Raw genomic sequence first — 14513 nt, forward strand, 5'->3', positions numbered from 1 at the left:
GTGGCCGTTCACCCTCTCAGGTCGGCTACGCATCGTCGCCTTGGTGGGCCGTTACCCCACCAACTAGCTAATGCGCCGCAGGCCCATCCCTCAGTGACAGATTGCTCCGTCTTTCATTCTTCCTTCAGGAGAAAAAAGAAATTATCCGGTATTAGCTACCGTTTCCGGTAGTTATCCCAGCCTAAGGGGCAGGTTGCCTACGTGTTACTCACCCGTCCGCCGCTAAGTACTTTTGAAAGCAAGCTTTCAAAAGTACTCCGCTCGACTTGCATGTATTAGGCACGCCGCCAGCGTTCGTCCTGAGCCAGGATCAAACTCTCCAATTAGTATTGAAAAGAGCGATTTGCTCATTTTGAAACATCTGACGAGAATTTTCATTCTCACGATGAAATTCCAAAAGCGTAAAATACGCTGTGAAACTCATCAGTTTTGGATTTCACTCTCGTGATTTCCTACTCACTCGTTGTTCAGTTTTCAAAGATCAAGTTCTCGTTGGCGCCATTTAATGTCTCAGCAGCAACTCTTATAATATATCATGTTTTCCGATGAATTGCAACACTTTTTTTTCAAAGTCTTTTTTTTCATTCGGATTAACATTCGCCAACCGAAAGTTTATATCACCTCTTTGCGACTGGATTTATAATGTAACATATAACCCACTCTAAATACAACCCTTAAATTAAAAAAACTAAAAACAAGTACTTTCGGCTCATTCCTACATCTCGTTCGCATCTTCTCATAAAAAACGTGCAGATTCTAATAATCAGAGCCTGCACGTTAAATAGAAATTGGATGTTAGTTTAGAATTGCATTAATTAGAAATCCACGGATTTCTGCGTTTCTTAGAGCTCTCTGTACGACCACCAGCATTTGAACGTTGAGACTTCACAAACACTGTTTTATTTTTCTTACTGCTGTTTTGACTCGAGGTCTTTGCTTTTGATGCCGTTTCCTTCGTTGCAGTTCCCTTGCTCTTGAGAGAAGCGCCAGAGGTAGATTCCTCACTCACTGTTCTAGCAACTTCGGGAGTGTCCTGTACAAACGTTTCAGGATCTTGGATTTCCGGAACCCGATTATGCTGCGAATAATTACCAATACCAGGATACTGCGGATTAGACGGAATACTCGACATTATCGGCCCACCAAAAGCTCCAAGAGGAGATGCTGGAACTATTCCCTGATTAGGTGTTCCTGCTCCATAAGCAGAGAATACATTTGGGTTTCCATATGCAGGATAGGTATTATATACGGGCATTTCATATGAATAGGGTTGAACATGCATTCCCCCACACCCACAAGTAGTTGGCCAAGGAAGGTTCGATGACATCCCATACATCGGATTCATTCCTGAAACATTAGCCTCCATATTGTTAGGTGCAGCGTTTGGATTCCATTGTTCTGGACTCATATTAGGCCAAGCGTTCGGATTCCATTGTTCTGGACTCACGTTAGACGCAGCGTTCGGATTCCATTGTTCTGGACTCATATTTCCCCAAGCATTCGAAGTCCATTGTTCTGGACTCACATTAGGCGCAGCGTTCGGATTCCATTGTTCCGGACTCATATTTGCCCAAGCATTCGAAGTCCATTGTTCTGGACTCACATTAGGCGCAGCATTCGGATTCCATTGTTCTGGACTCATATTAGGTGAATACATATTTTCTGAAAAGTAGTATGGTGACATGCATTCAGGTCCATATGACGCCGGTTGAACATAACTTGGTGCCCAACTCACGTTCATATTAGGGCTATTTTGATAAGAATCATAGAGATAAGGATTTCCTCCTAGGCCCGGATATCCCATATTGTCACAAGCATCTGCCTTTTCCTCTTTGCAAGCCACTGGCTTCATCTCAGCTTTTGGTGCCTCATGATGAGTTACAGGCTCTTGATTTGGAACTGTAATCTGAACAAATAAGCTTTGCATTTCAATTTCTTGCACAGGAGCAACTTCCATCTGCATATTCGGCGCAGCATTAGGTGCAGCATTTTGAATATTAATAGGGGCGATGTTCATCGATGGGTGTGGTGCTGAATTGTACAAAGGCGAGATATTTGGCGATGATTTAGGTACAGGTTTAGTTTCCGCTTTAGCTTCTGGTTTAGTTTCTGGTTTAGTTTCTGGTTTATTTTCTGCTTTTGCTTCCGGTTTAGTTTCTGGTTTGACCTCTGGTTTAATTTCAGGTTTTGGTGCAGGAACTACCTCAGCAACTGGCTGTTCTTTTGGACCCGTATATTCCTTCCCGCCAACTTGTGTTTTCTCAGAAGCATTAGAAGGCATGTAGCCTGGCTGTACAGGTGAAGCGTTTGATGTCTTTTTAGGAATGTTGACTACTTCCCCTAACATCAATACATTCGGATTCTTTAGCTGGGGGTTTGCTTCAACCATATCCTTTAAGGGGATTCCCCACGCCTTAGATAATTTCCATAAGGTATCTCCTTGTTTGACTGTATGCTTGTAGTAAACTTCACTGTTATCCGGTACGGATACAGGAGCCGTAGGTATTTTTACTTTTTCACCAAGTGCCAGCACATTCGGATTACTGATCTGTGGATTAGCTTCAATAATTTTTTGTAACGGCACTCCGTACTTTTGCGATAATGCATACAGACTATCGCCTTGTTTGACAATGTGTATTTTCACGTAGCATTAACCTCCTAAAAGTTTTGTGGAGTATTGCTTTCTTACAGCTACACAGCAAAACTGGCTTTGAAAGCAAACACCCTTTGGATGGAACATTGCTCTCTTACAAAGTTATATGCGGTACAGCCGCCTCCTTCGTTACTACATCTTATGCAGCCCATGGGCGAATGACATCCCTGAAATAAAAAAAATCCTTTCATGAGACATGAAAAGATTTACCAGAGACCTCCGGCCATCTTCTTCATATGCATGAAAGGATATTTAATGCCTATTCAATACTCATTACACGACTAGCATGTAAAGAGCAAATTGTACGATTAACTGTTATTCCCAAACCTTGTAGCCATCTTTGTCAACAACATTGCGGAACTCTTCAAGCAATTTCAAAGTGATTGGACCCGCTTGTCCTTCACCAATGATTCGGCCGTCAATTTCACGCGCAGCAATAACTTCAGCAGCAGTACCTGTGAAGAATACCTCGTCCGCTATGTAAACATCATGCATAGTGAATGGTTCTTCTTTTAGCTTAATACCCAACTTCTCACATAACTCAATAATCGCCAGACGTGTAATTCCTTCAAGCGCTCCCAAATAGCAAGGAGGAGTGAAGACCACTCCATTTTTGATGATGAAAATATTATCGCCAGATCCCTCAGTAACATATCCTTGAGCATTCATCATGATTGCTTCATCGGCTTCTGCCAGATTGGACTGAATTTTCACCAGGATATTATTGAGATAGTTAAGCGATTTAATCTTCGGATTCAGTGCATCCGGAATATTACGACGTTGGGATACAGAAACAGCACGAAGCCCATTAATGTACGCTTGCTCTGGGTAAATAGCCAGTTGCTCAACGATAATGATTACGCTGGCTTTAGGGCAACGGCGTGGATCAAGACCCAAGTTACCAGGACCACGGGATACGATCAGTCGAATATAACCGTTACGCATGTCATTAAGGCGAATCGTTTCAGCCATTGCTTCCAGCATCTCGTCATAAGTGAGCGGAATGTCCAGCATGATCGACTTCGCCGAATCATATAGTCTGTCCAAATGCTCTTTACATTTAAAAATATTGCCCTTATAGATACGAATACCTTCAAATATGCCGTCTCCATACAAAAAACCGTGATCAAAAACGGATACCTTTGCATTTTCCTTAGTTACGTGTTGTCCATCCAGATAGATCCATTGTTCAGCCATGAATTTACTGCACCTCCGCTTTCTCTTCCTCATAGGTGTATGTGGGATACGAGCCCAGAATCCGAACCTGACAGCCTAAAGCGCTAATCTCTTCAATCGCTCCTGGCAGCAGGACTGATTCTATCGGTTCCAGCACATCAATATAAAAATAATAAGTACCCAACTTCTTTTTCGTTGGTCGTGATTCAATACGCGATAAATTCAGCTTCCGCCAAGAAAAGGCAGCGAGGACCTGATGCAAAGCACCTGGAAAATCCTCCGGCAGCGTAACTAGGACACTCGTCTTTACACCATTACTGCTCCGTGGAAGATCTACCTTCTGCGGACCAACAAGGACAAATCGCGTGTAGTTGTTGTTGTGATCTGTAACTTTCCGATCAACAATCTCCAGCCCATGAGTTGCTGCGCCAAGAGTAGTACCAATTGCAGCCCAGCCCTTTCCAGGATTGTTCTTAACGATTTCAACAGCTTCAGAGGTGCTTCCGACCGACTCCAGTTCTGCCCAAGGTGCATACTTCCGAACAAATTGCATGCATTGTGCCATTGCAACAGGATGCGAAAGGATTTTTTTCATTTTATTGAAATCCTTATTGCCGTTCGTATCTCTGAATTCCAGCGGGTGACCGATGAGATTCTGTATCGATGGAAAGATCCATTCAGCCTGCATAGGAAGATCGACTTCATTAATGAGCCAATCAATATGGAGACTAACTGAGCCTTCAATAGTATTCTCAATCGGGATAACGCTGTAATCAGTGGTGCCACCAGCCGTAGAGAGAAAGACATCGGAAATTAGTTTGTGATGCACAATTTTCACAGGCTCGCCGTTAAACAAATGCAGCAGCGCTTCGTGAGATACCGAACCCTGCGGCAATACCGCTATTGATTTCATGACCGTACTTCTCCTTTTATCATATCCAAAAATGATACGTTTTGCATCTCGTTTCTTTCAAGCAGCTCTGATGTAACACCTGAAGTGCAAGGCATCAGCCAGCAAGTCTGAGCAGAGATGCCGTGTTCTTGCATCGTATTTATCAAAAAAGCCTCAAGCTCTCGCTTACGAGACTCATGGCGATCAACTAAACACAGTAAGGTAGGACCGGCACCGCTAAGTGCGATTCCTAAAGCACCATGTTTAGGCGCTTCCGCGAGCAGCTTCTCCATGCCTGGAATAAGTGCTGCACGATAGGGCTGATGCAGACGGTCCTGCATCGCTCTACTGATCAGATCAAGCCGACCTGAAGCAAACGAGGCGGTCATTAAAGAGGTTCTGCTGATGTTGTACACAGCATCACTAACTGAGATTTCTGTTGGAAGCACCCCCCGTGCTTTTGTGGTTTCCAGCTCGAATTCAGGAATAACCACGAGAACCTCAAGGTCTTGTGGTGGTTCAAGGCGAACGTAATCCGCATGATCACCATCCCACACTGCGGTAATGATGCCACCAAACAAGGAAGCTCCTACATTATCAGGATGCTTCTCAAGCTGGGTAGCCATATCAAACAGCTTAGCATCATCGAGCGGTGAGCCGATCATCGTATTAGCTGCGACCATGCCCCCAATGATGGCTGAGGCACTGCTGCCGAGCCCACGCGTAAGCGGAATCTCAGAGTACATCGAAATAGATATTTCAGGCACCGTAACGCCTGCTTCCGCAAACACCATTTGAGCGACCTGATAGAGTAAATTACTCTTATCCCGAGCCACTCCCTTCATCTCGTCACCATATAGATGAAAAACAGTCTCCTCTGCTTCCTCCATCTCAATCCAGGCATATAACGGCAAAGCCATGCCAAGAGTATCGAAGCCCGGACCAAGATTGGCAGTACTAGCAGGTACTTTAACCCTTGCTACTCCATAAGTACTCATAACAGGTGCAATCTCCTTACTCATTGTTTGAATAGAAAGTATTCTCTAGCTACAGTTCTAACCTTCCACACGATAATGGCTCTTGATCCGGTGGATGACTTTCAGTTCATTAAAGTGACGTATCACTTTGTTCATACTTGCTTTGCTAGCATTATGGGTAACAATAATAATCTCTGCGTCAGGATTATTGGGATTGGCTTGCTGAACTACCGAATCAAGACTCACGTCATACTCGGCAAACACCTGAGTAATCTTGGCCAATACGCCCGCCTTATCATCAACGTGCAACAGTAGGAAGTTTTTATAAAAGATATTCTCATCACTCTTCAGCTTCTTCTGCTTATAAGGTACTTTTTGCTTCAATCCATTAACACCCAGCTTGAGGTTCTTAATAATGGCTACCAAGTCAGCTACTATCGAAGTCGCTGTTGGCATTGCACCCGCGCCCGCACCATAGAACATCGTCTCTCCTACTGCTTCACCGTATACATAAACTGCATTGAAGACACCATTTACGGATGCAAGCGGATGACTTGTTCGAATCAAAGTCGGTTGAACACTGATACTGAATTCCTCATCCTCACGTTCAGCGATACCCAGCAGCTTGATTTCATATCCGAGACGCTTTGCAAAAGCAATATCGGCTTTACTCACTTCTGAAATCCCGCTCACACTGACATCATGTAGCTCCACGTTAGTACGGAAGCCTAAGGTTCCGAGAATCGCCATTTTGCGGGCAGCATCCAAACCTTCCACATCGGAGGTTGGGTCAGCCTCTGCATATCCTAGATCCTGTGCTTCTTTTAGCACATCATTGTAGGATGCGCCTTCTTGGCTCATTTTGGTTAGTATGTAATTAGTTGTTCCATTCACAATACCTATAATCTTCATGATCTTATCTGAAGAAAAGCCTTCGATAAGGGTCCGAATAATCGGAATACCACCTGCAACACTAGCCTCATAAAAGACATCACATTGCTTCTCTTGCGCCTTAGCCAGAATCTCTGAGCCGTGCAGCGCCATCAAATCCTTGTTGGCAGTTACGACATGCTTACCGCGGTCCAAAGCTTCAAGAATATATTCCTTTGTCCCATCGATACCACCCATCACTTCAACGATTACATCAATCTCAGGATCACGAATAACATCCCATGGATCTGTTGTTATTTTGGCAGGATCGACCTCAATATCACGTGGCTTATTGGAATTATTCACCGCTATGCGCTCAATGAGTATTGGAGAGCCTACTTGACTGCTCAAATCCTCCTGATTTCCTTCCACGATACGAACAACACCTGTACCAACTGTTCCCAGACCCAGCAATCCCACTTTAACCGGCTTCATCTGTATCCTCCTAAAAGTTTTACGTATATAATTTCTCTATCCCTGTCCAACGATTAGGGCGCGCTTCACTCCCGGAATAGCCTTTAGACTATCAAGCATCTCTCCGAGCTCCTCATTCAAATGTGAGATTTCCACGGAGATCACCACATTCGCACGTCCTTGTAGCGGGATACTCTGGTGAATCGTCAGCACGTTAGCCCCATGCCCCGCCACAGATCCTAGAACCTTAGAGAGCATCCCAGATTCATGTTCCAAATCCATAGAGATCGTAACAATCCGCTCACGTTCAAGCTGATGGATCAGGTGAATGCCATCCTTGTATTTATAAAAAGCACTTCGGCTTAATCCTACCTGTTCTACACCTTCATGTACGGTCTTCGCATCCCCGGCCTCAAGCAATTGTTTGACCTGCATAGTCTTAAGTACGGCATCAGGTAATATGTCCTCACGGACCAAATAATAGCGTTCTTTCACGAACGTCCTCACCTCAAAGACTTTTGTGTTTTCTTAGTGGACATTATATCGGAAAAAGCTTATAAAATGCAATAACTTTATATGTATACTCTGAGGTCGGGGAATAAGGTGCAGCAAAACCCCCGGATTCCCGGGGGCAGTAAGCAATCGTATGTAGACTAACTGTATGGAATCGTCGTCCCGCAATAGTCACAGATCTTGTCCTGACCCGGAAGTACTCTACTCTTAGCACCGCAACTCGGACAAACGATGGATTTCGGCAGTTGGACAGGTGGCTTAGGCCTATTCTCCGGTAATGACTGCCGCCCAGATGATGGCTGGTTTTCTGATGCCGGGGAGGGCTGTGCCCGGTCAGGATGCACAAGATTGGGCGGTTGTTTATCTAAGAGCTTAACACGTCCTTCATAATAGACAAGATCAGAAGCAAGTAACCCCCATCTCACCAAATACCGTAGGTCTCTACGTACATCATCTTCACTTTGTTTCGTGATATCAGCTAAATTACCAATATGCCTAACATCATCCACTATGATCAGCATGAGATACTTCTTGCACAGAAAATCAAAGTTTTCTGTTGCGAAGGTAGCCCTCCCTGCAAAGCTGTCCGCCGGAATTATAAAGATCAAGTAGAGGACCACCAGAATGATCAATAAAGTGAACCACTTAAAATCCCCTTTGTAGGTCCCCACGGCGAAGAGGACGGCAAGTTCCATAAAAGCTCCCATACATACATGATAGAGCAATTTGTAGTTAAATGATTTCCGCTCATTCTTATAATGAGTGCTTACAAAACGAAGCATCGCAAGTACAAACCCAAGCGGAGCAAATAAATAGGCAATCGCCATGATGATTCGATCAAACACTGTCCAGTCTCGCTTGTTACGGTAGCGAAGGTTATTCTCAGGCGCACGCACCAGTGCTTGTGTCCGTTTGGAATAAATAAGCTTCGGCGGCAATTTTACAAATGGATTGTCTACACGTCCTTCATAATAAACAATATCTGGAGAAAGTACTCCCTGATCTTTTAAATATTCCAAAACCTCGCGGACGTTCTCTTCACTGAATCCGCGAATATCGGATAGGCTGCCGATATGCCTTATGCCGTCCACAAGAACCAATGCGATATAGTCATTGCAAAGATAGGTGAATCCCTCTCTCCATCCTACGGCCCTAACCGACAATTTGATGGCAGGAATCCTAAACAATGCGTAGATAATCACCAGCCTGATCAAGAGTGCGACATAATCGATTTGACCGAGTAGCTTGCTAATAATGAAATAGATCGCCAATTCTACAAAGGCACCCATACACGCATGATAAAACAGGTTAATATTGCTTGCTTTGCGCTGTCTCTTGGAATGTGTGATAATAACCGAATGGCAGCCAATATAAAGCCAACCGGAGCAAATACATACGCAAACACAATAGTCGTATAATCAAACGCCGTCCTCTCATACTCATGCTTATATATCGGTTTGCCTGTTGTTGGTGGCTGCCTTCGTATATCCAATTTACTCATCTTATATCTCCCCTAGTTAAGTTATATCTACAATGCTCAGGGAGAACCTTGGCATTAACTGTACGATATCATTGTTCCACAATAATCACAGCTCTTTGACTGACTAGGCTGAACCGTGTTCTGTGCTCCGCATCCTGGACAACGAATAGACTTAGGTAGCTGAGGTGAGGACTGAGGTTGAGTATGAATCTGCTGTCCCGAGGCTTGAGCTCCGAAGCCTGATGTCCTTCCAGAATGAACAAGATTAGGTGCTGCCATGGATGGATCTGGCGTCTGGCGCCCCTCGGAAAGTACAATATCAATATCCAGTAATCCTTTATTCTTTAGATACTGGACATCTCTCCGTACATCGCTTTCGCTTTGGCCTATCCGTTCAGATATACTGCCGACATATCGGATATTTTTATTTTGAATCAGTTCTATATAAGAAGTGTTAAGCTTAGAAAGTGTATATTTAGCTTTTGCTGTCACACTCGCAAGAATAAAAGCCGGAATCAAAAATATGACTGCAAGGAAAATCTGGATTGTTAATAATTCGGAAGTTCCAGTGTTTCCACTCATGGTATCCACAAACATTGCAATAGAGAGTTCAACAAATCCTCCGATAAATACATGCATAATCAGATTTAGATTGGTGGGTCTCCGATGATTTTTATAATGAGTTAGAATCAAACGTAACAATGCAAGAACGAGTCCAATGGGTGTGAATAGATAAGCTGCCGCAAGAATGACATAATCAAACCCAGTCCGATCTAATTTAATCAGAGGAACCGCTGCACTCCCCGCTGGGGTCGGTGACGGCTCTTGTATGTTCAATCTGTTCATGTAGTTATTTCCTCCTATTTAAGTGCCGCTAATTCCCGATTTCGCCGCTCTAGTGTAGCTTTAATACTGTCGGCCATTTCGTTGATTTCAGCTTGCCAGTTCCCATGTGGCTCATTTGTCATGAGTAGAAGCTTCACATGATCATGCAACAGGGAGATCTGCTGATGCATGATATCCTCAGTAGCATATAAAGATGGATCTGATACAGGATCACTGAACTTGAATTGATCTCGTAACTTATTGAGCACCTTTACAAGCTGTTCAGATTCGGGATTCTTCCAGCTGCTTGCCAGCGCACTGATCTCGTTTATTTCACTCTGATGCTGCCGAAAAGCTTGCAAGGACCTCCGCATTTGCTGTTCTTCTGTTCCGGCATTCCATCCATAAATCCCGATCACAGCCAGTGTGATTCCACCAATCAAAAGAATCAGCAGTTGAACGGCAGCATACCACAGAGGGGACAACTCCAGTAGCCAATCGAAGACAATAGCCGATACGAATACTCCAGCCGCATAAATCCCCGTGATGAATGCACCGCTGAGAAGAACGGGTGAGGTCCGCTGCACACTACCTGCAGTACGGAGCCAAAAAATACAATAGCCATACACCACACTTTCCGCCAGCAGAACAGCAACTAGCGAAGTCACGAATCGAAACAGTGATTCAGAGAAGCCTAACCCTATAAAGGAGAACACCGTTAGTATTATAGCAGCCACATAAATAATGGTGATGATACGAATATAGCTTTTGCCCTTGTTCATAACGTCCTCCTTCAGCCTGCTTTTGTTCCACACTCTGCACAAAATTTTTGTCCAGGCTTCAGCTCATGCCCACAACCTCCGCATTTAATAACCAAGTTATCTCCACAGTGAGGACAGAATTTCACCCCTGGTGATACCATTTCTCCACATTTACCACAGGCTTTAGGCATTTCTTTTCCACAAGAGACACAGGAAGATGCACCCTCAGGATTATCTGCTCCACAGGTTGGACAAGCACGATAAGGATTGCCACAGCCAGGACAGAACTTGGCTCCTGCTTTCAATTCATGTCCACATTCCAAACAATTGATTTTGTTTCCGGACGGTGTGCTTTGCTGAATGCTCTCCAGAGCATGCCCACAGCCACTACAGAACCTTCCCTCAACAGAATTCATAACCCCACACTTCGAACAGGAGCGCTCTTGGCGAACAACTGTAGTCCCTGAATCAAAACTCATCCCTCGGGTCATACGATTCACCATATCCATAGCCGGTCCAGCGAATCCCATACCAAGTCCAAGCCCCATCCCGGTGTTCATCATGCCTACTCCAAGATTACCAGGATTACCTGCTGCTTTTTCCATCGTGTTAAAGCCACGCTCCTGCTGATAGTTGAAGCCGATAATATCCATTTCTGCTTTTTTAGCTAAAGCTTCCTTTAACCGAATTGTTGCCGGATCATCATCAGGAATATTAATGGAATCAATATAGAAATTATTCAGCTCAAGTCCATTATCCAGAAAAGTTGATGCCAGCCGCCCCTGGATATGCTTTGAGATCTCTGCAACATAGGCATTAATCTCCAGTATACTGATTTGCTTATGTACAAGGTAGGATGAGATCAGTTCATTTATATTCGACATAAGCAAGCCGCGGAAATAATTCACGAGCGTATCGTGATCAAACTGAGGAAGCGTTCCAACAAGCTGCAACAAAAATTTGCGCGGATTATCAACCTTTACACCAAACTGTCCGAAGGAACGAACAGAAATCATAATTTTGTATTTAGGATCCTGGAGTTGTAAAGGTGCGCTTGTCCCCCATTTAACATTCATTGAATTGGTCTTGTTCACGTACCATACTTCTGCTGTAAATGGTGACTTCCCACCGAAAGGAAGATTAACGATATTAGATAAAACAGGAATATTGGCGGTGCTCAGGGTGTGCCGCCCTGCCGTAAAGGAATCAAGCGCTTGTCCGCCCTTGAATAGGATCGCTTCCTGAGATTCATTAACAATTAGCTGTGTCCATGTCCCTAGCTCTTGGTTTGGATATTTCCATGCGAAAATCCCCGGAGGACCGTCGTACTTCACCACTTCTATAATTGCCATCTGCTATTCCCTCTTTCATCATCTATGATATATGAATAACGTATGCGTTCCCGGATGGGAAATTGTGTATTTCGATATTTATTGTATACGATATATATCGTGTTTTGGGTTCTTTTCATGAAAAAAAGAAATAAAAAACGCGCGACTTGTGTCTTCCTTTACAGGAGAACACAAGTCGCGCTTTGTAATCAGCTAAATATTAATAGTAACTACTATTCTCTACGAACTCGAATTCGAACTCACCAATACGGACAATAGTCCCCTCTACAGCTCCACGTTTACGAAGCTCTGCATCTACACCCATATGTCGCAAAGTCCGGGCGAGCTTTAGAATCGCATCATGTGTGCTAAGCTGCATACGTTTCAACATTTTCTCGATACGAGGGCTGTTGACCACATATGTTTCATTATCACGTGTAATGGTGAATGAGTTATCATCTTCCGCTTCTAGCTTATAAACCTTACGTTCAGTTGTTCCTGATACTTCTTCAACTACCGGTGCCACCGGAATACTATCAAGAATATCCGTTGCACGATATAACAGTTCCTGAACACCCTGACGGGTAAGCGAGGAGATCGGCATAATCTCAAGATCCGGACGCAGCTCAGCTACGCGTTCTCGGAAAGCGATGAGATTCTCCTCTGACTCTGGCATATCCATTTTATTCGCGGCCACGATCTGAGGACGATCAATTAGAGCCGCATTATATTGCTTCAGCTCGTCATTAATGAGAACCCAATCCTCGAAGGGATCACGCCCCTCTGAACCAGACATATCCACTACGTGAATAATGATCCGTGTACGTTCAACGTGACGTAGGAATTCATGACCAAGCCCTATGCCTTCACTAGCTCCCTCAATTAATCCTGGCAGATCCGCCATTACAAAGCTTCGTCCATCCCCAACATCTACTACACCTAAGTTCGGTGTAATCGTAGTGAAATGGTATGCACCAATCTTTGGTTGAGCTGCGGATACGACCGACAGTAGCGTAGATTTGCCCACACTCGGGAAGCCTACAAGTCCCACATCAGCCATAACCTTAAGTTCCATAACAATATACCGTTCTTGACCCTCTTCGCCGTTCTCTGCTAGCTCTGGAGCCTTATTAGCTGCTGTTGCAAAACGAGCATTCCCACGACCCCCACGACCCCCACGGGCAACAACAACTTGCTGACCATGACGAGTCAAATCGGCGATGATCTCTTGAGTATCATCGTCAATTAACATGGTTCCAGGTGGAATCCGCACGATCATATGATCAGCGTTCGCCCCATGCTGACTTCTGTTACGTCCTTTAATCCCTTTGTCCGCTTTAAAGTGGCGCTGATAACGGAAATCCATCAGTGTACGCAAGCCCTCATCTACGCGGAAGATAACGTCGCCACCACGGCCACCGTCACCACCTGCTGGACCACCATCCGGTACATACTTTTCCCGACGAAACGCAACGATACCATCCCCGCCGTCTCCGCCCTTAACATAAATCTTAGCTTTATCTACGAACATTAATGTTCACCTTCCTCACATTTCAAGCGGCAAACGCAGCTCTACATAAGCCTTACTGGGCTTAAACTGCTCCGCTTTCATGATTTTTCCTTGTACTATATTATAAATTTGCCCTTTGAGCTGCTCGGGATTGCCATGCTCTCCCTCACCTTCGAAGGAGATAAGAATGTCTCCTCCATCCTGAATAAAGCCAAGACGCAGCTTGCGCGTTTCCCCCTGGGGAGCCAGTCCGTTATATTGATAAGCCCGTACGGTCTGCATAATCACTGAAGTCAGCTCATCTCCTGCTTCCCGGTTTAGCTTGTCCTCCAGTTGCAATCCTTCCTCCACTTGAACTTCCAGTTCCAGACTTGTCCGGTAAGTTCGGAAAGATTGGATATAGAAGACCAATGAAGGAATGCCCAGCTTAGCGATACGACTATCAAGCGCTATGCGTTCCTTTATTCTTTCCACACACTCCACAGATTTATCAGGCTTTCCAAGCTGAATATATCCGTAAAGAATCTGCAAATCATTCATCCAATCATGTCGATGATGATTCAGTGTCCGAATCGCCGCCTGTTGCAGAGTGTTCTCTTGTATACGCAGTTCCCGTTCCCAATGACGCTGATTCCAAATCAAACTGAAAGCAACCGTTACCGCTACCCAAATTCCAAGCAACAGACATGTCAAAAGGGAGGTATGCCAATACACGAGTCCTAAAGGAAGCATTACGGATAACATGACTGCCCAGATTGCACATTTCCAGGATTTCATTCTTTCTCCCCGTCCCTCAGTTCGCAAAATTCATGACTTCGTTTAGATTATTATTCTCAGCAATTACCATTTCCTAGTATAACACAGCAGTTCCCTGTAGTTCACCAGAGATAACCGTAAGAATTTCACATATATTCTAAGGATGTTTATGCTTTCCTAAAACTCTGAAGGTATACATTTCTAAAGTGCTTAAAGAGGTATCCACAAACGATTCTGAATATTCTACAAAAAAGCCTCCGGCACTCATGCCGGAGGCTTCTACATGCAAATATGG

At 44.4% G+C, this 14513-nt stretch carries 13 protein-coding genes and 1 rRNA gene; all 14 read right to left on the bottom strand.

Going from position 1 to position 14513, the window contains the following annotated elements; all coding sequences use genetic code 11:
- Positions 1-326: ribosomal RNA gene (locus tag L1028_RS20675) — 16S ribosomal RNA — on the bottom strand; the annotation flags it as partial.
- 485 nt (positions 327-811) lie between these two features.
- A complete protein-coding gene (locus L1028_RS20680) occupies positions 812-2644 on the bottom strand; it encodes a LysM peptidoglycan-binding domain-containing protein (protein ID WP_234539066.1) in 1833 nt (610 codons plus the stop codon).
- A gap of 324 nt (positions 2645-2968) precedes the next feature.
- On the bottom strand, positions 2969-3850 hold the full coding sequence (gene ilvE / locus L1028_RS20685; RefSeq protein ID WP_234539068.1) for a branched-chain-amino-acid transaminase: 882 nt from the start codon (positions 3848-3850) through the stop codon (positions 2969-2971).
- A gap of 4 nt (positions 3851-3854) precedes the next feature.
- Entirely contained in the window at positions 3855-4742 is an 888-nt protein-coding gene (gene pheA / locus L1028_RS20690; RefSeq protein ID WP_234539070.1) for a prephenate dehydratase, read from the bottom strand.
- Positions 4739-5719 carry a homoserine kinase gene (gene thrB / locus L1028_RS20695; RefSeq protein WP_234539072.1) on the bottom strand — a complete coding sequence of 327 codons (981 nt, stop codon included), beginning with the start codon at positions 5717-5719 and terminating at the stop codon, positions 4739-4741. Before thrB ends, pheA begins: the two co-directional genes overlap by 4 nt.
- Before the next feature lie 57 nt (positions 5720-5776).
- Positions 5777-7063 (bottom strand): homoserine dehydrogenase, encoded by a 1287-nt coding sequence (locus tag L1028_RS20700; RefSeq protein ID WP_234539073.1) that lies wholly within the window; start codon positions 7061-7063, stop codon positions 5777-5779.
- Positions 7064-7099: 36 nt separating this feature from the next.
- Positions 7100-7537: an ACT domain-containing protein gene (locus tag L1028_RS20705; protein ID WP_234539075.1), complete on the bottom strand. Its 438-nt coding sequence runs from the start codon at positions 7535-7537 to the stop codon at positions 7100-7102.
- A 158-nt stretch (positions 7538-7695) separates the two neighbouring features.
- Entirely contained in the window at positions 7696-8844 is a 1149-nt protein-coding gene (locus L1028_RS20710) for a zinc ribbon domain-containing protein (protein WP_234539085.1), read from the bottom strand.
- Complete coding sequence (locus L1028_RS20715) at positions 8829-9056, bottom strand: hypothetical protein (RefSeq protein WP_234539087.1); 228 nt, start codon at positions 9054-9056, stop codon at positions 8829-8831. Before L1028_RS20715 ends, L1028_RS20710 begins: the two co-directional genes overlap by 16 nt.
- A 54-nt stretch (positions 9057-9110) precedes the next feature.
- Complete coding sequence (locus L1028_RS20720; RefSeq protein ID WP_234539097.1) at positions 9111-9881, bottom strand: helix-turn-helix domain-containing protein; 771 nt, start codon at positions 9879-9881, stop codon at positions 9111-9113.
- 14 nt (positions 9882-9895) lie between these two features.
- Positions 9896-10642, bottom strand: a complete 747-nt coding sequence (locus L1028_RS20725; protein ID WP_234539128.1) for a hypothetical protein — start codon at positions 10640-10642, stop codon at positions 9896-9898.
- An 11-nt stretch (positions 10643-10653) separates the two neighbouring features.
- The gene (locus L1028_RS20730) at positions 10654-11973 is read right to left on the bottom strand and encodes an SPFH domain-containing protein (RefSeq protein WP_234539130.1); all 1320 of its coding nucleotides are present in this window, start codon (positions 11971-11973) and stop codon (positions 10654-10656) included.
- Between the two features lie 199 nt (positions 11974-12172).
- The gene (gene obgE / locus L1028_RS20735) at positions 12173-13483 is read right to left on the bottom strand and encodes a GTPase ObgE (protein ID WP_234539133.1); all 1311 of its coding nucleotides are present in this window, start codon (positions 13481-13483) and stop codon (positions 12173-12175) included.
- A 15-nt stretch (positions 13484-13498) separates the two neighbouring features.
- Positions 13499-14239: a Spo0B domain-containing protein gene (locus tag L1028_RS20740; RefSeq protein WP_234539135.1), complete on the bottom strand. Its 741-nt coding sequence runs from the start codon at positions 14237-14239 to the stop codon at positions 13499-13501.
- Between the last annotated feature and the right edge of the window lie 274 nt (positions 14240-14513).

The sequence above is a fragment of the Paenibacillus pseudetheri genome, assembly GCF_924513355.1.
Lineage (GTDB): Bacteria > Bacillota > Bacilli > Paenibacillales > Paenibacillaceae > Paenibacillus_AQ > Paenibacillus_AQ pseudetheri.